The organism is Candidatus Nealsonbacteria bacterium (genome assembly GCA_011050465.1).
GTDB lineage: Bacteria > Patescibacteriota > Minisyncoccia > Minisyncoccales > RBG-13-36-15 > RBG-13-36-15.
Genome location: DRFQ01000002.1, coordinates 1 through 24,207, shown reverse-complemented (window position 1 = coordinate 24,207; position 24,207 = coordinate 1). Strand labels below are relative to the sequence as shown.

Annotated in this window: 21 protein-coding genes; 1 reads left to right on the top strand and 20 read right to left on the bottom strand. The window is 38.5% G+C overall.

Features of this window, described 5'->3' with window-relative positions:
* The 3 genes from ENH66_01335 to ENH66_01325 all read right to left on the bottom strand — a co-directional run.
* On the bottom strand, nt 1-619 hold a 619-nt coding region (locus ENH66_01335; protein HDZ54326.1), incomplete at its 3' end, for a hypothetical protein.
* A gap of 4 nt (nt 620-623) precedes the next feature.
* Nucleotides 624-686, bottom strand: a complete 63-nt coding sequence (locus tag ENH66_01330; GenBank protein HDZ54325.1) for a hypothetical protein — start codon at nt 684-686, stop codon at nt 624-626.
* An 83-nt stretch (nt 687-769) separates the two neighbouring features.
* Entirely contained in the window at nt 770-2,524 is a 1,755-nt protein-coding gene (locus ENH66_01325) for a peptidoglycan-binding protein (GenBank protein HDZ54324.1), read from the bottom strand.
* Between the two features lie 130 nt (nt 2,525-2,654).
* Here ENH66_01325 and ENH66_01320 point away from each other — a divergent pair, with 130 nt between their 5' ends.
* The gene (locus ENH66_01320; GenBank protein ID HDZ54323.1) at nt 2,655-3,383 is read left to right on the top strand and encodes a hypothetical protein; all 729 of its coding nucleotides are present in this window, start codon (nt 2,655-2,657) and stop codon (nt 3,381-3,383) included.
* 338 nt (nt 3,384-3,721) lie between these two features.
* Here the strand turns inward: ENH66_01320 and ENH66_01315 are convergent, their stop codons facing one another.
* The 17 genes from ENH66_01315 to ENH66_01235 all read right to left on the bottom strand — a co-directional run.
* Complete coding sequence (locus ENH66_01315; protein HDZ54322.1) at nt 3,722-7,780, bottom strand: hypothetical protein; 4,059 nt, start codon at nt 7,778-7,780, stop codon at nt 3,722-3,724.
* A 233-nt stretch (nt 7,781-8,013) separates the two neighbouring features.
* Entirely contained in the window at nt 8,014-8,736 is a 723-nt protein-coding gene (locus ENH66_01310; GenBank protein ID HDZ54321.1) for a hypothetical protein, read from the bottom strand.
* Nucleotides 8,737-8,899: 163 nt separating this feature from the next.
* Nucleotides 8,900-9,403 carry an RNA polymerase sigma factor gene (locus ENH66_01305; protein ID HDZ54320.1) on the bottom strand — a complete coding sequence of 168 codons (504 nt, stop codon included), beginning with the start codon at nt 9,401-9,403 and terminating at the stop codon, nt 8,900-8,902.
* Nucleotides 9,404-9,490: 87 nt separating this feature from the next.
* On the bottom strand, nt 9,491-10,099 hold the full coding sequence (locus ENH66_01300; GenBank protein ID HDZ54319.1) for a DeoR family transcriptional regulator: 609 nt from the start codon (nt 10,097-10,099) through the stop codon (nt 9,491-9,493).
* A 142-nt stretch (nt 10,100-10,241) separates the two neighbouring features.
* Nucleotides 10,242-10,970: a serine protease gene (locus tag ENH66_01295; protein HDZ54318.1), complete on the bottom strand. Its 729-nt coding sequence runs from the start codon at nt 10,968-10,970 to the stop codon at nt 10,242-10,244.
* A 33-nt stretch (nt 10,971-11,003) separates the two neighbouring features.
* Complete coding sequence (locus tag ENH66_01290; protein ID HDZ54317.1) at nt 11,004-13,715, bottom strand: AAA family ATPase; 2,712 nt, start codon at nt 13,713-13,715, stop codon at nt 11,004-11,006.
* A 167-nt stretch (nt 13,716-13,882) separates the two neighbouring features.
* Nucleotides 13,883-14,548, bottom strand: coding sequence for an iron-sulfur cluster assembly scaffold protein (locus ENH66_01285; protein HDZ54316.1), 666 nt, complete (start codon nt 14,546-14,548; stop codon nt 13,883-13,885).
* Nucleotides 14,549-14,741: 193 nt separating this feature from the next.
* Nucleotides 14,742-15,995, bottom strand: a complete 1,254-nt coding sequence (locus tag ENH66_01280; protein HDZ54315.1) for a cysteine desulfurase — start codon at nt 15,993-15,995, stop codon at nt 14,742-14,744.
* Nucleotides 15,995-16,282, bottom strand: coding sequence for a transcriptional regulator (locus ENH66_01275; GenBank protein HDZ54314.1), 288 nt, complete (start codon nt 16,280-16,282; stop codon nt 15,995-15,997). Before ENH66_01275 ends, ENH66_01280 begins: the two co-directional genes overlap by 1 nt.
* Before the next feature lie 169 nt (nt 16,283-16,451).
* Entirely contained in the window at nt 16,452-16,940 is a 489-nt protein-coding gene (locus tag ENH66_01270; GenBank protein HDZ54313.1) for a hypothetical protein, read from the bottom strand.
* A 163-nt stretch (nt 16,941-17,103) separates the two neighbouring features.
* Complete coding sequence (locus ENH66_01265; protein ID HDZ54312.1) at nt 17,104-18,084, bottom strand: glycosidase; 981 nt, start codon at nt 18,082-18,084, stop codon at nt 17,104-17,106.
* 330 nt (nt 18,085-18,414) lie between these two features.
* Entirely contained in the window at nt 18,415-18,873 is a 459-nt protein-coding gene (locus tag ENH66_01260; GenBank protein ID HDZ54311.1) for a hypothetical protein, read from the bottom strand.
* Nucleotides 18,874-19,326: 453 nt separating this feature from the next.
* Nucleotides 19,327-20,568 (bottom strand): DEAD/DEAH box helicase, encoded by a 1,242-nt coding sequence (locus ENH66_01255; protein HDZ54310.1) that lies wholly within the window; start codon nt 20,566-20,568, stop codon nt 19,327-19,329.
* A 250-nt stretch (nt 20,569-20,818) separates the two neighbouring features.
* The gene (gene typA / locus ENH66_01250; protein HDZ54309.1) at nt 20,819-22,645 is read right to left on the bottom strand and encodes a translational GTPase TypA; all 1,827 of its coding nucleotides are present in this window, start codon (nt 22,643-22,645) and stop codon (nt 20,819-20,821) included.
* Nucleotides 22,646-22,928: 283 nt separating this feature from the next.
* Nucleotides 22,929-23,213 carry a hypothetical protein gene (locus tag ENH66_01245; GenBank protein ID HDZ54308.1) on the bottom strand — a complete coding sequence of 95 codons (285 nt, stop codon included), beginning with the start codon at nt 23,211-23,213 and terminating at the stop codon, nt 22,929-22,931.
* Between the two features lie 322 nt (nt 23,214-23,535).
* A complete protein-coding gene (locus ENH66_01240) occupies nt 23,536-23,805 on the bottom strand; it encodes a hypothetical protein (protein HDZ54307.1) in 270 nt (89 codons plus the stop codon).
* A 6-nt stretch (nt 23,806-23,811) separates the two neighbouring features.
* Nucleotides 23,812-24,207, bottom strand: a 396-nt coding sequence (locus tag ENH66_01235) for a hypothetical protein (GenBank protein ID HDZ54306.1), incomplete at its 5' end; no start/stop codon positions are given.

Genomic DNA, 24,207 nt, shown 5'->3' with positions numbered 1-24,207 from the left:
TCTGCACCTGCCAGGAAAAGTCCAAACCAGGGCCGTAGCCATCCGTCCAGGTGAGGGTGTCGTCGTTGAGCACCGCGTCCACGGCCTGGGGCATGGCTATCTGCTGTATCCGGCCAAGGTCGTTGGAGTATTGCAAGGCCATCGGTTGGAACCTGACCCACTCCGTACCCTTGCGGTACTCAACGACCCGACCCGCGTTTAGCTGCGACAGGGCCCTCACCTCAAAGTCAGCCTTGGTCATCTCCCAGTCCCAAGGAACGGTGGAAGGCACGAAGGCGGTGTCTATTTCCTGGTCGTTGTCAGGGCCATAGTGGAGAGGGCCTATCGAAACATCCAGGGTGAACCGCTGCCTGCCGTCGGGCGCGTCGGCAATACGGTGCTTGATGGAGTTGCGATTGCGCTCAACAACTACGGCCTCGGGATGATCGGCGCGAACCTTGGTCTGGATTTCAGCGGCTGGATTAGCGGCAAGGATGGACAACGGGAGAAATGCGAGGGAATAAGATACAAGGAAGGAAAAGATAAGAAGGGAAAGAAGAAAACGTTTTTTCTCTCTCTTGGCAAAACTAATTAGGCCTAACCTTAGAGATTTGTTGAAATTGATTATATATGGATCCATGTCTTTATTTAGAATTTTGAATTTTTAACTCTTCTTCAATTTTCAATAGCCTATTATACTTTGCCATTCTTTCTTCTCTGATAGGAGTTTGTCTCCTAAGCCATCAATAATAATAAATACAATTTTCATGCAATTTCGTGGTTTAGCGATTTACCGCCTCAAAATCTCATTAATTTTGGCCCTGGTGGTTTCACCAACGTAACCTGTACCTTCGGTTAATTCCCAGGGGGCTAAGATATCTTGAGCATATTTCTCCTGAAAACGGATTACAGAAGCTTTAGTCAAAGAAAGAAAATTTCCGCTGATTAAGCCTTCCGGATAAATTTCTGTTCCCTGGTCCTTTAAAAATTCTTGCAGGCATTTAACTCTATTATCATTTCTTAATCCATAAAAAAGATTTTCTTCAAACCTTTGGCAGGAGACGGAAACTGATTCTGTTCCTTCCCCTTCTTCGATCCGAGTAAGTTGAGCTTTGAGCTGGTTTAATAACTCTTCAATTTCAGAAATTTTAACTAAAATTTCTTGTTTTAACATTTCAGAAATTGGTTTTTCTAAATACTTGGAAACAGGTTCTTCTTTTTCCTCAACAGCTATGGTTGAAGCTGACCAAAAAAATGGGAAAGCGGGTTCCTGGTCTAAAAATCCAGATATCTTGCTTTGGACTGTAGGAATAATGGTTACCGAATTAATCTCTGTTCCAAATCCGGAAACTAAAATTTCTCCTCTTTGATATTCGTCAAGTTGAAAAAAATCAAGAGAGTATTCTCCAGGAATATTTTTTGAAAGGTAGGGAATTTTAAATAAATTTTCTGGATTGCCAATAAACTCTATCTTTAGGATTCCTTCTTTACCCCCAATAAATTTGAACCAGTTACCTGACCAATTTTTAGTAGTTTGGTTAACTCCTAAAGTACTTTCACCTCTAAGGGGTAAAAAATTAATTGAGGGAATAATTCGCAAGTCTTTTAAGTTTTTGTTTTTATAACAATACTTTTCACCCAAAGAGCAATCATTGGCTAAAACAGCAATAGTCCAGTCAGTAAAAATTTGAGAAAAATCTTCTTCAAAACCATTTTTTTCTAAGGCCTCATTTAAACTTTCAATTCCAATATTTTCTGATTTTAAAGAATCAGCTAAAATCTCCACTCCATAATGGTCAACTAAATATTGGGTGAAAAGATTAATAGCTCCGTAATCTGCTTTTTTATTCTGCCATTCAGTAATTGAATCGGTTGGTTTTTCTAAAAAAATGTCGACTCTTCTTTGGAGATTGCTTCCTTCATATTCTGAATCGTAACCAACCAGAGTTGAAGTATATTCGGCCCGAGCTTCGTTCAACCAAACTTCCTCTTTTACTCCATAAATTCTTTCTTTTTGATTGAAAGTAATTAAATGAGTGAATTCATGAGCAAGATAACTCTTAGCTAAGGATTCAGTAATATGATTAGCATTAAGATAAACCATTTCTCTTTCATTTGAGGTTGAAATTTGTAACCTGGGGTATTCATCACTACTGTTAAAATATCCGCCAGCTTCTTTTATCATTGGGTGAATTAAAATTGTAATAGTGGCCACTTTATCAATTCCTGGTTTCCATTCTGAGCCAAAATTAGAAGTTAAAATTGGATAAATTTTATAATAAAATTCGTAATCTAAATTTCGGAGGGCTTGATTTATTTCTTGTTTTTCTTGATAGTTCAGTGTTTCCCACCATTGCTCATCAATATAAAAATATGCTCTTTGACCTATTCTCTCCAAGGTAGCAGAGATTTTTTCTCTTTGAGATAAATCATAAGTAGGGTCAACAAAAAAATCAGTTTTTTCGCCCAAAGAAATAGCCGAAACAAAAACCGGTAAAGTAAGAAAAATTATTCCGAAAAAAATTATTTTTAAATTCCTTGACATATTAAATTGATTTTAGCACAAAAATCTTTTAACAACAAAAAACATTTAAAAACCATTGAAGAACTCGAAGACTATTGAAGTGAGACTATTGAAGTTGAACTTCAATAGTTTAAAAGATATAATATTCTTAATGCAAAAGCCGCAATTTATTAACAACGAAATATACCATATCTATAATCGAGGAGTGGAGAAAAGAAATATATTTTCAGATAAGAAAGATCATTTTAGATTTATCCATAATTTGTTTGAATTTAATGATGAAAATCCTGTATTAAATACTGGTTATTACTTCAATCGCCAAACTATGGAAGTTGAACTTCGATATATTGAAGAAACTAAAAAAAAAGAAAGAAAGCCAAGAAAATTATTAGTGGAAATTTTGACTTTTTGTTTAATGCCGAATCATTATCATCTGCTCCTACGGCAGAAAAAAGAAAAAGGAATTGTCCGGTTTATGCAAAAGTTAGGCACTGGCTATACTAATTATTTTAATAAAAAATATGAAAGAGTTGGGTCTCTATTGCAAGGAAGATTTAAGGCAATACATGTAAATAAAGAAGAATATCTGGATTTTCTTTTGTATTATATTCATTTTAATCCTTTAGATTTATTTGAACCTGGATGGCGAGAAGAAAAAATTAAAAATTATCAAAAAGCAATCGAGTTTTTAAATTCCTACCGTTGGTCAAGTCATCTAGATTATATTGACAAAAAGAATTTTCCTTCAGTTACTCAAAGAGAATTTCTTTTAAATACTCTTGGCGGAGAGAAAAATTATCAACAGAATATTGAAAAATGGTTTGAAGAGATAGTCAAAAGAAAAGATATAGAAGACTTTGGAAAAATAAGATTAGAATAACTATTAATAACTATTGAAGTAACTATTGAAGTTGAACTTCAATAGTTTCTCATAGATCGGGGAACCGAAAAACCGCTTTGAGGAGTCCAAAAACCGCTTCTTAATAAAAACTATTGAAGTTGAACTTCAATAGTTGCGATAGTTGCTCTTCGATAGTTGCTTCAATAGTTGACGGTAGTTGAAGTTGAATTAGTATAGATCAGCTTAGTATAGATCGACTTAGTATAGATCGACGAAACAAAAAGCCGCCCTCTCGGGCGGCTTTTTGGTTTCCGGCGCATATTCTCAACCACGTCAAACGTGGTCCACAAGAAAGAATAGCCGGTCTGTTTCAGCGATTATAGCTTGCTTAGAGTGAATGTCAAAACATCTCCCAATGTCTTAACAAGTAAACCATTTATCCAATCTGTAGAAGTTTGACTGTGAGAAGCAGAAGACCTATCTGTCCAGATAAAGTTGCCAAGACCAGTAGCATAGGCTGCGCCTCGAGTGATATCAGTACTAGCACTTTCTGCTACTAGGTAAGTCGCAACACCATCACCACTAGTTATTCCATCAACAGAACCAATCCTAGCTTTAAGGTAATAGATTTGAGAAGTACCTCCAGTGATAATTTCTTCGTTGGTAAAGACCACGAATACATCACTTACGGCACCATCACCGCCTGTCAAGTCATTACTCTTTAAATCATCTCCGCCAACATCTATCTGAGAATTAATCGTTACCTTGGCAGTGTAATCAGTATTCCCCTTATAAAACTTAAGGTTATCAACATCACTAGAATCAGTAGCAGTTACAGCGAATTTAATTGCCTTAAGACCGAGATCTCCTGCGGTATCAGCAGCCACATTAAGACTATAAAGAGTTTTAGTTCCAACGGTCAAGGTAGCACCAACAGCTCCTTCCAGAGTTACAGTTGGCTTGGACTTGTAAAGAATATAGTTAGTGCCAAAATCACCCATGTCGTCTTCTACGCCATTAATGACGTAAGCAACAGGAGTAATACCTGCTGTTATTACAAGATTATCAACCTTGTAAGTACCAGCTGCGTTACTACCGCCCCATACGGAGAAACTAGCTCCCAGAATCACAACGTCTGTATCCATGGTAGACATAAGAACGCCTGATCCAGAATTAGCATCGGCATCACAACCTGCAGCATCTGTATCATTAGACCACCAATCAAATGTCTTGGTTTCGGTAGCATATGACATGTTCGTCCATGTGCTAGCAGTTATGGTTTGACTAGGAGAATAAAGCATTTCTCCATCCAATGAACCATCCTGATCGCAATCCATGAACAAGGTGACCATCGGGACTGTATCGGTGACGGTTGAGTAAGCAGAAAAAGTGATCAAATCACCAGCTGTAACAAAATCCGCTACAGTCAAGTTTAGATCGCTTAGAGGAATATCAAGCTCAGATCCATCATTGGCAGTTTGAGTTCCAACCGCAAAGTTAAGAGCATAAGATCCTGTACCATTTGTGGTTTCCTCATATAAGGCTCCACCATCGGCGACCCAAGTCATAGGACTTAAAGTTGCACCGTCTCCTGCATATACTAATTTCCCTGTGCGTCTTTCAAATGAAGATATAGAACCACTATTGGCTTTGTAGTAAGCAAGTGAAATCTGAGGCCTGTCTCCAGGAAGAGCATAACCAGCAGCAGCAACAGCATTCAAGTCAGCGTAAACAGTAAGTTTAGCTGTTCCGTTAGCTGGAACATACATATTCAGGCCGGTAAAGTGAATCATTCCATTGACAAAAGCAGCTCTCTTGGTAGTAGTTTGCGTATCACTAGCAGAATCTAGGTAAGAAAGCCAGACATAAAAGAAGTCAGGGAAGTTTGGTTTATTATAGCGGGGAGCTGTCCTGTCTACCTCACTACTGGCATACACCTTTACTTCGGAAATATTGAATTCTTCGTAAAGGGAAGAAAATTCATATTTTGCCATTACCATATCCTGACTCATACCAACAACTAAGGCATCATCCGGATTATCAGAAGCAATAGCAACAGCTAACGTGGCTGTGGTGATATTAATGGTCTGTAAAGTCAAAGGAGAACCGGAAGTATAAGCAGTCACACTAGCCGATGTGTCAGCTGTCGTTCCTGTACCGTAGATGTCTGCAACGACAGTTGTTCCGGTAGCAGTAGATAAAACATCAGAATAGATATCAACTACTTTTGCTGCACTAGCGGCTAAATCAACATTAACCGAGAACAAGTTGGAGGTGCTAGTGGTTACTTTAGTAGTACCAATCTGGTCAGCTCCGATTTTTAAGAGTAAATTCTCAGTATCAGCTGTTTCGGTAGCATCAAAGTCAACGGTAATGCTATCAACGTTAATACCTTCAGAAGAACCAGCTAATATCTGGAAAGAACCAATTTTAAACCCAGTACTCGGTTTTACTGTGTATTGAGTGCCATAAGCTCCGAGCTTGGTAAAGGTTAAGGAACCACCTTTAATCGTTAAAGCATTGGCTGCTTTTGCTGTAGCCGGTCTGCTCAAAACAGTTAAAGAACTCCTACCTTGAGCATTAGTAGTACCAGATTCAATACGAATAGTAATTGTCGCATCGACAGTTAAACTATCAGTAGTGCCAGCTCGATTTTTCACATCAGCCTTAATTTCCACAACACCGGTAGTGCCAGCTGCAACAATAAAGCTAGTACCAAAGGTAAAGTTAGTAGCAGTTTGTCCATATTCAGCGATATCCTTAGTGCTTCCCACCTGAATTCCATCCAAATAGATCATGCCATTATTCAAACCCCAAGTAGAAGCAGTCTCACCAGAATGATCAGAAGTAACATTTAAGTTACTAACCTTTATATCTTCGCCAGTTGCTTTAAAGTCATACTTAGCAAGAGTGACAGTAGTCGCATTTCTAGCAACATTTCCAACTGGTGAATCAGTGGCTTTGGTTATAGATAAATCGCCAGCATTAATCTTGTAATTACCACTTGGCTGAATTATCGACCAAGTACCACCAGTATAACTTGCAACATAGACGCCATAATTAGTGTCTTTAGCCACTACATCGGTAGGATATTGAATGGTGAACTTAAAGGTCTTGTTAGCTCCTTTAACAATGTCAGCATACAACTTCAAGATCTTAGATTGTCCTTTAGTAATAGTATAAGGAGAATCAGAGAAATCAAATACTACCTGATTGTTGCTGTCCATCTCGGATGTTCCTATAACTGTACCGCCTACAAGAAGTTCGAAGTTTTGTAAATCGTCAGTTAGAATACTCCCCACTTCCGTGAAGATAATCTGCTCGACGTCTACATCCTGGTTATTAGCCTGGACAGTTACTCTCCAAACCTCATAATCATCTTGAGCATTAATTCCAATATCACTTGAACCTGGTGTGCTACCAGCAGTTAAGGATAAATAACCTAAATCAGATGCATTAGCAACGCTCATTAAGTTACCTGTAACTGGGAAAGTTCCACTAACAGCTGAAGCGTCTGAGGTGACGTCATCGACAGAAACTAAACTAAAGCCGATAGTTTTACCAGCTGAAACATCGTAGTTTAAGTTGGCCTTCAGAGTGATGGATTTGGTTCCACCAGCTGGAACAGTAAATATTCCGCTAGCGTCGTTGAATGTTACGACTTTACTGGAAAGAGTGCCTCCTTCTACTAACTTGGCATCACCTTCGTAAAGATAGGTGTTGTCTAAGTTGGCGTCAGCAGCAATACCAGTTCTCGTAAACTTCAAAGTTGTAACCGTCACACTGCCCTCTGAAGCAGCTGTAAAGTTTATAGTGGTGAAGGGAACTAAAACTTGTCCTACATTATTAGTAGAATTATCAGTAATAACTGTGGTAGAAGCCGGAGTGTCACTGGCTAAAGAAACACCTAAGCCAGAAGATACTGGAGGAACTTCTTCTTCCTCTTCTTCTTCTTCTTCAGCAACTGCTGTTAAAAGAGTATCTAATTTAGCTCTGGTTGTTGAACCAACAAAGCCGGTTCCTGAAGTCAATCCCCAGGAAGCTAAAACTTCGCTAGCATACTTTTCCTGGAACTTGATAACTCCACCCTTAGTCAAAGGACCAAAGTAAGAAGTCTCATTTCCAGAAGAACCAACACCAGAAGAAGCTAATTGAGTGTCAGAAGATGAGTTTAGAACAATCTGAAGACAATTAACGTCAGTCCCTGTGTCTCCCACACTAAGGTTTCTGTCAAAGGAAGTAATCGTACAACCTGCAACAGTTGGAGTTTCACCCGTAAGACCAGCTAATTCGGCCTGCAGATCAGCTAATTGAGCCATTAAAGCATCAATTTGAACTTGCAGTTCGTCAGCTGTTATTGCCTGGGCAACTCCGGGACCAACCAACCATGCGGAGACTGTTAAGATCATTACAATCGATATAATTTTTTTCATCATAATTTTTATTTTTCTTTTTCTCGAATAAATTAATTATTATCTATACTATTTACATTGGCCATTATCGACCGACCTCGACCTTTTGGATATAAAAATTTTGGCTGTTCCTCTTTCGCCAAAAGGCTATGGAGGACAAGCAAATATCCAAAAAGGCAGGGTTCAACGACCCGTCTATTCATAAACAAATTAAAATTATTATAACACTTCATTATTGGATGTCTTGTGGAAAACTCTTAGTTAGAAATCAACCAGACTGTTTCCAAAGCTGCAGAAAAATTTCCAGCCGTATAGTCTTCTTTAGCTTGTTCTAAAAGCTCTGCTTCTTCTTCAGATAAAGTTCGGCTCTCCAGGTCCTTAATTTCCCTTTCAACTAACTGAGCTAGAGCATTATCTAGTTCTTTAGTTTCTCCAATCAATATCCCTAAAGCTTCAACTTTTTGTTTGTTTTCTTCTATTTTCTTAGTTTGTTCAACTATTTCTTTGGTTATCTTTTTTGGCGTTCTTAAATTCTTAGCCGCCTGGATGGCGCTTGCCTGGACTTCGTTAATAGCTGAGGCTAATTTACTGGTCTGATTGGTTACGGCAATTTCAACTAATTCCTCTAATCTCCTATTAGCAAGCTCTAATTGAGCTTTAGGTTTATCAGTTTCTGAAACAAAAACAGCCTGACCCTTTTCAGAAGCCTTTTTGAAAGTATAAAGAAAGTCGCCAGGCAGAGCGTTTTGGGCGAACCCAAAAACAGCTATAGTCATAATCCCCAAAAAAACAAAAGTGGCTAAAGCCGGTTTATAATGATGGAATAGCCAGGGAAAAATCTCTAAAAACACAGAGGCCCGGCCTCTGTAAGAAACGGCCTCCTGGCTAAAAAGTTCTCTTTTAATCAAAACAACCCAGTCTTTTCTGGGTTTAATCTGCTTGAGTTCTTGAATTTTTTTAATGAATTCAGCCTCAGTCATGCCTACTTTAAATTAAGACGGATTTTAAGCTATTTTGTTACACCCCCACACCAAACGAGGATATGCGAATTTGTGAAACGAATCCGCCTACCGTCAAACCTTAATGATTTGACGGAAATCTTCGTTATGGTGTGGGGGTTACACTCCTTAATGTCTTTCCAACCTAAGCCTCTTTAATTTCACTTTTTAAAGCTTTTAAGGCCCGATGAAGCATTACCCTTATTGTCCCTTCTGGTTTGTCTATAATTTTGGCTATTTCTGGGACAGATAGGTCATCAAGGTAGTGCCAAATAACTACATTCTGATAATCTTCCTTTAAACCACTTATGGCCAGCTTGACCGTGTCCATGTCCGACCCCATCAAGGCCTTTTCTTCTAAATCAATCCTAGGGTCCTTAATTTGGGTAAATTCAGTTGAAACTATCTGAGTTTTGCCTTTTTCCCGATAAAAATCAGTGACCAAATTCCGGGCAATTTGATAAAGAAAAGCTGAAGGATTAACAATTTCCTTTTCACCGTTCTTAAAAACTCGCCAGCCTCGCAAAAATGTCTCAGAAGTCAAATCTTCAGCAACTTCTTGAGAACTTACTTTTAGAAAAACAAAACGATAGATTTTATCAATATGTTGATCGTAAAGCTGACTAAAGTGTTTTTGGTGATTGTCCATAAAATTATATTAGTTGGGACAAGTAATAAGACCACGTTTGACATGGTAGGACATAATGTCTTATGTCCTACCGAGTTAGACTCGGTCCTACCCCAATTTTGGCTCTACCTCATCTGGTAATTGGTAAAAAGTATTATTTTTCTCCCCTATCCTTATTACTAACCCTTTTTTCGTTAATCGCTCGAAATCCCGACGAAAAGTCCTCTTGCTCACCTGGGGAAAGATATCTTTTAAGTCCTTAACCTGAAGTTTTTCTTTTTCTTTTTTAAGGATATCTAAGATTTTTTCCTGCCGCAAAGAGATTTGACTCCCAGGAACAACCTTGAAATTATCTCTAGGAATCACCAGAAGATTTTTTGGAGTTTCGGTTTCAGAAATGTTTTTTTCTCCGGAAAATTTTTCAAAATCTTCTTTTACTTTACTATAATCTTTTTGAAGATTCAAGATTTCAGAGATCGATACCCAATTCTGGGATTTAGCTACTTCAAAAAAACTATCAAGAACTTCAAGATCTTTTTCAATCCCGGCAACTAAACTTTGGGGCACATTGGGATTGGTGCTTAAAGCCGAAATTAAGCTATCTAAAATATCATCTGCTAATTCCCGCATTTTATATCTCAAGGGTTCCTTCTTGGGAAAAAGCAGTGTTAAATTATAAAGATTTTTGACGGTTTTTATAAATTCTTCTTTGTCCATAATTAACACCTAAAAAAAATTATACCAAAATTAAAAACAATGGTCAAAAAACATTAAATGCAAAATCATGTCCGGTCCTATGAAAACCCAAAACAAAAAAGGCTTCTTAAGCCAATTTTATTTGAAAAATTATTTAGAAATTTTAGAAACCTGTAAATTCCTGAATTCTCTTGGCAGAAATTGCAATAACCTTTCCCTCTTTGTCGATTGTGTTCAATCCCAGGACATTGCCTTCAATATCAAACAGAGGAGAACCGGCTAAAGAGCTCTTTTCAAAAATATTAGTCCGGATGAAATCTTCGTCAAAAGTCTTAATGATGCCTTCGTTAACTATCTTTTTGGCCTTCCCATTTTCAAAAACTATCCCGACCAGAAAAACTCTCTGCCCTATTTTTATCCTTTCCGTATCAGCAAAAGGCAATGTCGGGAGGTTGGTTTTTTCAACTTTTATCTTTACCAGACTTCCTGTTTTGTCCACCCCTAAAACTTCGAAAGGTAATTCTTCCCCCTCCCAAAAGAAACTAAAATCATAGCCTTTGGGCAATAGATCGCCCAAAACAACGACATGCCCTTCTGTGGTTAGAATGAGACCCGAACCCTCCAAAATTACCCCCTGCTTTGATTGAGCTCTTACTCCAATCACTGACCTTTCGACTCTTTCAACGGCCTCCTGAAGAGCTTTATTTTCTCTAACGATAACTGTTTCTTTCGGGTATAAGTTCACCTCTCTCTCGGTTAGAATTTTTACAAATTCAAACTGCTTAAAATATTCTTTTGTGGCTAAATAAGGCAAAATAAAAGCCTGAAAGATCATTCCTCCCAGGGCTCCTGTTATTAAAATAAAAAAAACTTTTAGAATGGATTTTTTCATTACCTCAATACAACCCTAAAAGACAGCTCAAAATTATTTAGCTAAAACTTTTTTTGGTTTCTTTAGTTTCATTTTTGAAAAATCCCGCACTCCCCGAACAATAATTTCTCCGTTTTTAGCATCAACCAAAACCCTCTCTCTTTCTTTCACTTGGCCAGAAACAATCATCAAAGAAAGAGGATCTAAAACTTTTTTCTGAATAATTCTCTTTAGAGGTCTGGCTCCTAAATTAGCATCGAAGCCTTGGTCAGCTAAAATTTCCTTAGCTTTCTCTGAATAATCTAATTGAATTTCTCTACTCTTTAATCTTAAGGCGACTTTTTCCAGTTCAAGATCAACTATCTTTTTAATTTCTGGCCTGCCAAGATAATTAAAAATAATGATTTCATCGATTCGGTTCAAAAATTCTGGTTTGAAGCTTTCTTTTAGGGCTTCTGTTACTCTCTCTTTCAGATTTTCTTTTTGGGAAGAATCTTCGTCCTGAGTATCAAAACCAAGCTTTCCCATCTTCATAATTAAGTCCGAGCCAACATTTGAGGTCATAATCAAGATAGCGTTCTTAAAAGAGGCCGTTCTTCCTTTGGTATCGGTTAATCTGCCATCTTCTAAAATTTGAAGTAAAATATTAAAGACTTCAGGATGAGCTTTCTCAATTTCATCTAATAAGATGACGCTGTATGGTCTTCGCCTAATTTTTTCAGTTAACTGTCCCCCTTCTTCATAACCAACATAACCGGGAGGAGAACCTATCATCCTGGAGACCGTATGCTTTTCCATATACTCTGACATATCCAGCCTAACTAAGGCGTTTTCATCGTTAAACAAAAACTCGGCTAAAGCCCTTGCAGTTTCTGTTTTTCCTACTCCGGTCGGACCCAAAAACATAAAAGAACCCAAGGGTTTATTTTCTTCAGCAATGCCGGCCCTTGAACGCCTAAGAGCATTGGCAATGGCCAGAATTGCTTCCGGCTGGCCGATTACTCGTTGAGAAATAATTTTTTCCATTCTTTCTAATTTTCTAGCTTCTTCTTCTAAAAGCCGGGTTGTCGGAATTCCCGTCCAACGAGAAACAACCTGAGCAATATCTTCCTCTGTCACCTCTTCTCTCAAGAGAGCTCTCCCTTTTTGGAAATTAGCTAATTTTTGCTCAGTTCTTTTTAATGTCTTTAACAATTCGGGAATCTTTCCATATTTTATTTCAGCCACCTTTTGCAAATTAGCCTGACTTTGATACCTTTCAACTTCAAATTTAGCCGTATCTATTTCTTTCTTAAGATTTTTAATCTTGGTAATAATTTCTTTTTCTGTCTGCCAACGGGTTTCAATCGCTCTTACTTTTTCGCCTAAATCAGCTAATTGCCTTGCAATAGCCCGCAATCTTTTGCTGTTGACAGGTTTCTCGCTTTTTAGAGCCTCTTTTTCTATTGCTAGTTTCTGAATTTCTCTTTTAAGAACATCTAATTCAGTAGGTTCTGACTCAATTTCTAATCTTCTGGCTGACATTGCCTCATCCATCAGATCAACTGCTTTATCTGGTAAAAACCTATCTGCGATATAACGGGCTGAAAACTCAACTGCTCCCACTAAGGCAGAGTCTTTGATTTTCACCCCATGATGAAGCTCATATTTTTCTTTAATTCCTCTTAAAATAGCAACGGCATCTTCGGTCGAAGGTTCTGCCACATAAATTGGCTGAAATCTTCTTTCTAAGGCCGCGTCCCTTTCGATATATTTTTGATATTCTTTAAGGGTAGTAGCTCCAACAGCTTTCAGTTCTCCTCTGGCTAAGGCAGGTTTCAGTAGATTCGAAGCATCAATGGCTCCCTCGGCAGCTCCTGCCCCCACTAAAGTATGAAGCTCATCAATGAATAAAATATAACGGCCGGCTGCCCGATTAATCTCTTTAAGCAGGGCTTTAACCCGATCTTCAAATTCTCCCCGGTATTTAGTGCCGGCTACCAAGGCTCCCAAATCCAAACCAATAATTTCTTTCTCTTTAAGGCTTTCCGGGATATCTCCCTTAATAATTTTCTGGGCCAATCCTTCGACAATGGCTGTTTTTCCAACACCTGCCTCGCCAATCAAAACCGGATTGTTCTTTGTTCTTCTGGACAAAACCTGCATTAATCTTAGAATTTCATCTTCCCGGCCAATAACTGGATCAAGTTTTCCTTGTTTGGCTAATAAGGTCAAATTACGGGCATATTTTTCAATAACTTGGTATTTTGATTCAGGTTCCGGGTCTGTAATTCTCTGTCCCCCTCGAATCTTAGCTAAAGTTTTAAGAACTGTTTCATAATCTAATTGGCCAAACTCCAAAACCGCAGTTCCTCCTTTTTGCAAAAAGGTTGCCTCTTTGAGAATTTCTTTGGCCTTGGTATCAGTATCTAGTAAAGCTAAGAATAGATGCTCAATTGATACAAATTCATCTCCCATTTTCATCGCTTCCTGGCGGGCTTTTTCTAAAACTCGGGCTAAATCCTGGGTCAAATAAAATTGGCCAAAAGTTGCTTGAGAAGAAGAAACGACTGGAATCTTATCTAAAGAGGCTTTAGTCTTCTTTTTCAAATTTTCAATATCAATTCCTAATTTCTGGAACAATATCAAAACAACGCCCCCTTCTTGGTTTAGAAGCGAAAAAAGTAGGTGTAAAGCGTCAATTTGCTGCTGCCCTCTTTCTGAGGCTAATGACTGCGCCCTAAGTATTGCCTCTTGAGATTTGTGGGTAAAATTTGCACCGTTCACACTTCGACTCGTCCTTCGTTTCGCTCAGGCCTCGGCTCTCGACTGAGGCTCGATCGAAGTCCTCAGTGCAAGCAAATCGAAGTGTCCTGAGCTTGTCGAAGGATAAAATTCTTTTCTTATTTTATCTTATTTTATTATTTAATAAAGGTCAAGATTATTTTGGAAAATTATCCGTAATATTTTTCCTGGTAAAATCTTAAAAGCTGTTCAATTTCTGGTATTATTTCTGGATTGCCAATTCCCACCTTTAATCTTTTTTGCAGATCTTCAATCGTTCTCGCCCCTTCCAAAACAGCTTCCTCAATATCTTTGTCTGTTAAATTAATTTTCGGATCAAGTACTTTCTGGCCTTCAATAATTATCCGATGATGCTGGCCAGTTTTTCTGAAATAACTATTAATCGTTGCCTGAAAGGCTTTATCGGCCAAAACCGAACAGTGGACTTTTCTGGCCGGTAGTCCTCCTAACTTTTTCATAATATCCTGGGGCTTAATTTTTAAAGCTTCGTCAATTTTCATTCCTTCTTTTTCGGTAACCATTACTGAAAATATGGAAGTTGTAGCGATAGCCGAGCCACAACCGAATGTTCGCCATTTTAATTTTTTAATTCTTTCTGTCTTGGAATCAATTTTTGCCCACATTCGCATGACGTCTCCGCAGGCCGGAGAACCGATCTGGCCTTCGGCGTTAAATTCGTCGGGCTTTGGATCTTTTAATAATAAATTTCTAGGATGAAAAAAATGTTCTTTAACGATTTCTGAATAAGCCCAACTTTTACCTGTTGATTTACTGATTACATCGGCAATTTTAAAATTTTTGCTTCTTTTAATCATGTTATTATTATTATTTTTCCCACTGAGGTCACTCGCCCTCTTCCAGTCTTTGGCTGGCGCTCGACCTTCGGTCTCGCTTTTTGGGCTCGTTCCTTAGACACCTTCGGTTTCTAACGCTCGCTTCGCTCGCTGTTTTTCCACCACGGGAGGATACCCAATCCTCCCGACCCCTCCTGTGCCACATTAGGAGAAGCTATCGCTTCTCCCAATGTGGTTTATCCTTAACAAAAGCTTTCTCCAAAGCTAAAGATTTTTTACCAAACTGCAAAGAAATTGGAGAAATTTCTCTCAAAGTTTTAACGACCCTCGGCAGGACTTTTAAAAGATAATCAATATCTTTTTTTGTTGTTTTTCTGCCCAGAGAGAATCTCAAGCTACCATGGGCGTGCTCGTAAGGACGGCCTAGAGCTAAAATAACGTGTGATGGCTCTAAACTCTGCGAGTCGCAAGCAGACCCGGTCAAAGCATAAATTCCATATTTATCCAACCAAAGAAGAGCAGCCTCCCCCTCAATATCTAAAATAGATACGTTCACATTGTTGGGTAACCTTCTTTCTCTGTGGCCGTTCAAAACAACCTTGAGGATTTTTTTTTCAATCCCAGAAATTAAATAGTTTCTCAATTTTATCAGTCTTGCAGATTCTTTTTTCTTCTCTCTTTGCGCTATTTCTAAAGCTTTAGCAAAGCCACAAATCCCAGCTAAATTTTCGGTTCCTGATCTAAGTCCCTCTTCCTGGCCGCCTCCTAAAATCATTGGTTTAATAGGAGTTCCCAGACGGACAAATAATAGTCCAATCCCTTTTGGCCCATAAATTTTTGAGCCGTTCAAACTCAAAAGATCAACCTCTAATTTATTGACACTAAGGTCCAAAAACCCTGCTGCCTGACAAGCATCAATGTGGAAATAAATTTTAGAATTTGGAGGACGAATAATATTTAACTTCTTGATTAACTTTCCTATTTCGGCTACGGGCTGAATAGTGCCAATCTCATTGTTGGCATACATTATAGACACCAAAATTGTTTCTGGTTTTATTGCTTTCTCTAGATCAGAAATTTGAATTATCCCCTCTCGATTAACCGGCAAATAGGTTACTTTGAATCCTTCTTTCTCTAATTTTTCACATGGCCTCAAGACAGCGTGATGCTCAATCTGAGAAGTAATTATGTGGCCCTTCTTTCCGGAGAAGTTCTCCGCCATGCCAAAGATTGCCAAATTGCAGCTTTCTGTGCCAGAGCCAGTGAAAATCACTTCGGTCGACTGGCAATTTAAAATCTGAGCGATTTTTTTTCTGGCCTGATAGAGCGCGTATTTTGCTTTTCTGCCCTCTTTGTGAATCGAAGAAGGATTGCCATAAATCTTTTCAAAATAAGGCTCCATTGCCCGAACAATTCTTCTGTCCGTATAGGTTATGGCCGCATAGTCTAAATAAATTTTTTTCATAATTATTTAAAGAAAGGAGTTTTAAAAAGATTACATTTAGAGCAGGAATATTTTGTATTGAAAAAATAATAAACTTCTTTGCCGGCTTTTTTTGATTTCAGAATGCCTATTTTTTTTAAAACTATTAGATGATGAGAAACAGTGGGCTGCCGCAATTTAAAAAGCGAGTTAATTTCTTTAACATTAGATTTTTTCTTTTTTCCAAGGTAGTAAATAATTTTAGCCCGGCTTTTATCAGATAATATTTTAAAACATTGGGGACAATTTTTGGTTAACATATTGATGTCCATCTATATCTTATATCATAAAACTAACCGAAAACATTGTCAAGGCTTGTCTTAAAAATGGTAAATTTAAAACTTATGAAATGTTTTTAGGAATTTTAAGGCAAATAAAAAAGCCTACTCCGCCGAGTAAGCTCTTTTAATTTGAAGTCCTTTTGATTTATGGAAAAAAATTTTAAAATCTCGGAATTTTAACTTTCAGGGCTCTTTCAGTAACCTTATACTTACTACTAATGCCAGACCCGGATCTCTCCAAATATCCTTTTTTTACTAAATCCTTTAAACTCTCTCTAAGAACTGTCTGTTTTTTGCTATAAATTCCTCTTAATCCAGATTTTAAGCCAACTCTTTTTTTCCAATCGGTTATATCACCCGCAGGCTTTCTCAGTTCTTCAGTCCGCCTGGCCACGGTCTCTCGTTCGGTTTCTATCTTTAAGGGGAATCTCCGTTCTGCTAATTTTTTATCCGTTTCGTCTTCTTTTGTAAATAAAGAGTCCAGTAAAGAATTTTTCCAGCTAGAACGTTTGGTGCCGGATCTTTCAAAAAACAACTTCGCTACTTCTTTCCTGGTGAGAGTGGGCTTTTTTTCTTTTTTCGCCCTAGAAGTTTCCTGATAAATCCTTATAATTTCTTTTTGACTTTCATCTAATCTTTCTCTTAACATGTTGATTTCTTATATTTTTAAAAAAATAATATATGGTTTCTTTTATTGTATTCTATTTCACCTGTCCGTAAAACAAAAGTTAAGACAAACGTGGCAGAAAGCATGGCTTGGCGATTTATTCCACTTGATAGATAGCTCAACAAGCACGGCCTGCGATATTATTTTATAATAACGACTTTAATAAATCGTTCAGATTACATATTGCCAAACAACAAGTCTTATCTGCTGCTCCATAGTAGACGAATAGTTTATCTTTTACTACAACGGCCCCCTCGGGAAAGGTTACATTTGGAATAAGTCCTTTGATTTCGTATTTTTTCTCTGGTTTTAAGATTGGTCTCTTTGAATATCCTATTATCTTTTTAGGATTTTTTAAATCCAACAGCACAGCGCTAACACTCCATACTTCTTTTTTGTCTTCGCCGCAATAAATAAGCAACCAACCCCTAAGTGTTTTTAATGGAGGTGCTCCAACCTCGTGTCCCCTAAGAACACCTCTTCTGGGCGAAAGAATTATATGTTTATTTATTGACGAAAGAAAACTCTTCCAGTAAAACTTAGTTGGGTGTAAAAGTTGTTTGAGATTATCAAAAAAAGCAACAGCAATAGATGATAGAGGAGTACCGGGTTGCCATGTGAAAATCACTGTTATCTTCCCATTAACTCTTTCCGGGAAAAACGCTGCGGCTTTTGCGTCGATTTGAGGCCCAACCACGCCATATTTACGCATTTTTTTAAAATCCTTGGTGATGGCAAGCCCGATACTTGATACTCCGGGAGTATAGGCGGGTGAACTCATCGCCGTATAAAAAATATAAAATTTATCTTCGAATTTAGTAATTCTTGGATCCTCGCATCCGTAGCAATCCCATTTTTTATCGGGTCTTAAAAGGGGCTTATTATGTCTTTTAAAGTGTATTCCATCTTGACTAGTTGCATATCCTACGGAAGATATAAAATTTTTATAACCTAAACGGTTATTCTCTGTCTTAAAAGGGTAAAAACCAGAATTAATCGCCCGATAAACCATATGAAAAATACCATTATCAAATACAACGCTGCAATTAAAAACTGCCCCAGCTTCCCATTTGTTTTTTTTGTTTGAAGTTAAAATAGGATTATTTTTAAATCTTTCAAGCTTCATAAGTTTGGTTAATTATCTTATTCTATCAAGAAATTTACTCCGCATAAAGCCCCGAACTAGAACGAAGTTCAGTTCGGGACTGGTCCAACACCGTGCTCGGCTCTGGTGCTGGGCTCTGCTTCTGTACGGGGCCACCTTCTTTTTAAGGCGAGTGTTAGTTTACGCTGAATTTATCGTCCTTCGATTTCACTCAGGACGACCCTGAACTCATTGAATGGATTGGTTTATAGGGGGAGTTGGAGTTGAAAGATCAACTTTAACTCTCTTAACTGAACAATACTAGAAACTGTCTACATTTGAAGGAATAAAAAAAAGAACTCCTAAGAGTTCTTAAGGTGAGCCGGTAACCTTACTTGGATTTGCAGTTAAACCTTCCAGCTTTCGTTTCCGCTTATATAGGGCCTCAAGTTCTTCAAGGAAGACGGGTGGGATACCTAAAGAAATCAAAACAGGTATATCTTGCAAATTAGGCTTCTCTCGCCACTTAGAGCCAACATAGCGTCTATATTTATAGCTCCAGCGTCCTTGCTTATAATGACCTTTACCCAATACTGCCTCTTCAACGCGAGTAGCAAGTTTTTTGCCAAGAGTCCTTAATCCTTCTCTTAATATTAAAAACCGTGACATTCCAAGATCAGTTACGTAGCTATCAAACTTCAACATTCGCCTTGTTGCTGCTCTCTCCCCTGATCGCTCTACAGCTGACATTATCATCTGATGCATTTTCTCGCAATGCTCTGATTGGGAGGATACTTCGTATTCATTACCACAAAATCTACACTTCAACATGGCTACCTCCTCTTTCCAGTTTATTTTATTAGTAAAGTAAAAGGTGCTATTAACTTTATATCAAGCCTCACCAAAATAATCAAACCTGAAACCAAAAAAACCGCCTTCTTGCCCAACTAAATTCGCCGCAGAGGCGAACTTGGGCGGGCTTGCCCACCTAAATTTTGCAAGATAAAACTTAGACGGGCTTGGCGATTTCTTGTTATTAACTCCCCCTGGTGAGACGCTTTGTCCTTCCGAAATCTTCTTTATCCGTCCGTAGCTTTAGCGTAGGAGGAGATGAAGGAAGGATGCTGCGCCCCGTACCGAGCTTCGCTCTGGTACTAGGGTTCGGACCTGTTTAGTACGAAAAACTTCACTGTCCGCAAAAAAGGAATGAGAAAAAACCACCTAAGCTAAACCCACTTTACTACGGCAAAATTGACAGCTAAGGCTTTTCCTATTCTTTATTTTTTAATCAACAAATGTTAAGGCTTTTCCTCGCTTAGTCCCACGGCCAGTTCTTCCAATTCTATGAATGTAATCATCGTATGTTTCCGGAATTTCATAGTTGATAACGTGCGTAATATTATCAATGTGTAACCCACGCGCAGCAACATCGGTTGCCACCAAAGCCTGCACACGATTATTCTTAAAGCTCAACAAGGCTCGTTTTCGCTGTGCCTGCGTTTTATTGCTATGAATAGACTCTATTTTTAACCCGCGTCGTGTCAATGTGCGTGACAAATTTTCTACTCCACGCCTTGTTCGTCCGAACACCAAAACTTTTTTAAATTCGTTATTTTGTAATAAATCGTGCAACACGTCTACCTTGTTTAAATCACGAACCCGCACAATATCCTGTTCAATATTTTCTGGAGTTTCTGCCGTTTTTACAGAAATTGTACTTGGATTTTTTAAGAAGTCATTAATAAGCAACTCTATCTTTTTTGACATAGTTGCAGCAAAACAAAGCGTTTGCCGCTCTTCCGGCACATGAGCCATTAAGAGCCGGATATCGTTTACAAACCCCATATCGAGCATTCGATCTGCTTCATCGAGTACTACTATATGCACTCCATTCAATATGAGAATACCTCGCTTTACTAAATCAATAAGACGCCCTGGAGTGCCAATAATAAAATTACTTTTATACCGCAATTGTCGAATTTGTATCCTTATGTGCTCTCCCCCTATACACGTTATGGAATATATACGCATGTGTTTCGTAATGCTCTGGAGCTCTTGTTCTATTTGCAACGCAAGTTCCCGAGTGGGAAGTACAACAAGAATTTGTTCATGCGGATTTTGTAAAACCTTCTCAATAAGCGGAATCAGGAACGCTGCTGTTTTGCCGGTTCCCGTATTCGAAAGCCCAACCACATCTTTTCCTCGAAGAATAGAAGGAATAATTTTATCTTGAATAGGAGTTGGCTGCAAATATCCCCTCTGTTCAATGGAGCGTAACAATGTAGAGTTTAGCTCAAAATCTGCAAATGAATGTTCCGGCACAAACACTTTTTCTGAAATAGGTGAAGCTGCTGTTTTATTAATAAAAGAAGAAATGTCGAGCTTTGGACTTTTGAATCTGCCCTTTCTTGGTGCAAATCGTGAAGGCCCGCCACGAAATCTGCCACTTCTCTTTGAGTGGCCAAATCTTGTATTTTGTGTAAATTTTCCGCGTACCCGCTTTCCGGGTGTTCTTTGATTATACATATTGTTTATTTTTGAGCGGAGTGAGAGGTTCTTAATTCAAGACTATATGTTTTATTCTTTAGCGAATCAAGGTTCTTGAGCGAAGCGAGAGGTTCTTAATTCAAGACTATATGTTTTATTCTTTAGCGAATCAAGGTTCTTGAGCGAAGCGAGAGGTTCTTAATTCAAGGCTATATGTTTTATACCTTAGCGAATCAAGGTTCTTGAGCGAAGCGAGAGGTTCTTAATTCAAGGCTATATGTTTTATACCTTAGCGAATCAAGGTTCTTGAGCGAAGCGAGAGGTTCTTATTTTCTCGTTTTGCTCTTGTGCGATCTATTTCTGTAAGATATTTCTTTCGTAACCTTACACTTTTAGGCGTTACTTCTAGATATTCGTCTTTGTCCATTATCTCTAACCCCGTTTCAATGGTTATAATTCGGGGATGCGTAAGCTTAATCGCGTCATCGGAAGCTGCAGCTCGCACATTAGTAAGATGCTTGCCTTTAATTGGATTTACCGTCATTTGCTCTCCTTTTGCTATATTTCCAATTACCATACCCTCATACACTTCGGTGTTTGCTTTAATATACAAGGTACCTCTGGTTTGCAAGTTATCGAGCGCATAGGCCAATGCCTTACCGGTTACTCCAGAAATCATCGACCCCACTTTTCTATGTGCAATTTCTCCCGCGTATGGACGGTATCCAACAACCCGACTTGCTAAAATTCCGTTTCCTTTCGTATCTATAGCAAATTGGTTTCGATATCCAAATAAACCGCGGCTCGGACCTTCAAACTGCATAAAAGAACGGCCTTTTTGCATCTCCATATGTACCAATTTCGCTCCACGAGAATTTAACTTTTCAATAACTGTTCCCTGAAACTCTTCTGGTACATCTGCTATAATTTCTTCAAAGGGTTCATGCTTATTGCCGTCAATTTCTTTTATAATGACCTGGGGCTGAGAAACCTGGAGCTCATACCCTTCTCTACGCATGTTTTCAATAAGAATAGCTATGTGCAATTCTCCTCTTCCGTACACAACAAATCGTTCGGTCAGCCGTGTGTCAAAATCTATTTTTAATCCTACGTTTACCTCAAGCTCTTTTTCTAAGCGTTCTCGAAGTTGTCGACTTGTTACGAACTTTCCCTCGCGCCCAGCGAACGGAGAGTCGTTTACTAAAAATGTAAGTTCAATGGTGGGTTCGTCTACCGAAATACTTTCGAGCAATGCTTCATCTGCAGATTTTGCCAACGTATCTCCAATATATACATCTGGAAGTCCGGCAATTATGGCAATATCGCCAGCTTCAACGGTTTGTACATCTTTTCTAACAACTCCCTCAAATGTAAAGAGTTTTGTTGCCTTATGGCTTGTAGTCTGTCCAGAATGCTTTTTCACATATACAGTGTCTCCAACATTAACGCTGCCACTATACACACGAACAATTGCAAGTCGCCCCAAAAAATTGTCATATGCCAAATTAAAAGGTTGAGCACGAAACGGCTCGTCGCTATCTTTTGAAGCTACCGGCACATGCTCTATAATTATGTCTAATACCGGGGTAATATCTTTTGTTTCGTCGGCAAGATTACGTTTTGCAATCCCATCTCTCGCAATGGCATATACCACTGGAAAATCGAGCTGCTCGTCGGTCGCTCCAAGTTCTGCAAACAATTCAAATACTTTATTGTGCACACGATCCGGGTTTGCTGCCAACTTATCGATTTTGTTAATTACTAATATGGGCCGCAATCCAAGCTCCAAAGACTTTTGTAATACAAAACGAGTTTGCGGCATTGGGCCTTCTTGCGCATCCACCACCAACAGCACTGAATCAATAGAGCGTAATACTCTCTCTACCTCAGAACCAAAATCTACATGCCCTGGCGTATCTACAATGTTAATTTTAGTATCTTTATATAATACGGCAGCATTCTTTGAGTAAATCGTAATTCCACGCTCTTTTTCAAGCGTGTTTGAGTCCATACTTACTTCACTATCTGCAGCCCCTGTTTGCCATAAAATAGCATCGGTAAGCGTGGTTTTCCCATGATCTACATGAGCAATAATAGCTATATTTCGAATTTCCATATTAGCAAATTTATTCTAACAAAAAATCTCCTCGATAATATAAGGAGATCACGACAGCTCCGCGAACTAACGAAACCACAAACAGTTCTCGTGGTTTTGTCTCCTTGTTAAACCGCATCAACGGCTTCTTGAATCGAACGTTCTTAAAATATCATATTTACTCCCGCTTGTCAAGGATGACATTTTCATTTGATTGCTCTACTAAACAAAAAGGCGGCATTGAGTTGGTGTCGTTTGCCGCTTAGTGCCTGTTGATAGGGCTAAAAATTCAATCTCTTGATAGTTACTTATTTTTTATAATAAGCTTGATTTTGTCGTCTTCTTCTGTAATCTTATAGTCTTCAGAAAAGCTTTCTGAGCCGCAGCAACGGTGAAAGATTATTCGAAGAAGCTCTTTTTCGAACCCAGGATATGTAATCACTTTGATCCAAACAATATGCCCACGATCGTCGGCAATGCGTCGTGCTTCTGCCACAACGAGATCGAGTAGGTTGTTGTAAACCAAGCCCTGAGCAATACGAATAGATATTTCATTGTCAATTGTAACACCCTCGGGCAATCCAGGCACTTTCCCCTCCTTCTTAAGAATGTGCTATTGACCGCTACTTAACCTTATTGCATCCTTAGTTCTTTGTCAATAAAAAACCTCGCCAATTAAGGCGGGTATTAGTTTATATCAAGCTTCGGTAAACTCAGCTTCCTTTATCTTCGCTCCCTCATGAAGAAATCTTGTCTAGTCCAAATATGTACTTGCCGTTCGTGCCCGTTCGGCTGAGCTCACGGCCGAAGCCCTGAGCGAAGCCATAAGCGATAGCGAGTGGCAGAGTCGAAAGGCTCCCCGATGCGAAATAATAATTTTCTGCTCTGAATTTTGGGTAATTTTTGAAATCCTATTCAATCTTCTTCAAAAAAAGGTCTTCGATAGATAAAATTGGGTATTTTTTTACAAGTTCTCGATAAAAAGTTAAAAGGTCTTCTCGAGTAAAAATTGTTTTATCTAATTCATAGTTCCCTTTTTTAAAGAATTGGGAAGCAACACAATCTAAGCCAATTTCTATTTTCTGTTGATAGCCACTATTTTTTATCGCTCTTATTATCAAATCGAGAGCTTCTTTTATATATAAAAAGGGGCGGGACGAATCCTCCTTCATCGTCAACATTAATAGCTAATTTCCTAAAATCTCATTAATCTTATCTCTTGTTGTCTGCCCGACAAAACCTGTTCCCGCAGTTAATTCCCAGGGGACTAAGATGTCTTGAGCATATTTTTCCTGAAAATGAATTACCGCTTTCTTAGTTAAAGGGCCAAACCAACCAGACACTATGCCTTCAGGATAAATCTCTTGCCCTTGGGCTTTTAAGAAGATCTGTAAATATCTGACGTCATCATTTGTCTGGCCATATTCAAGATTAATGGTGAATCTGTAATTAGCTGGGATTTCTTCAGTGACCTCCTTTTCCAGGAGTTGAGCTATCTGAGCTTTTAATTGAGCAATGAAAGCTGAAATTTCCGCAATCTTAACTTTAAGTTCCTCTATTGTCATCTCAGAAATTGGTTTTTC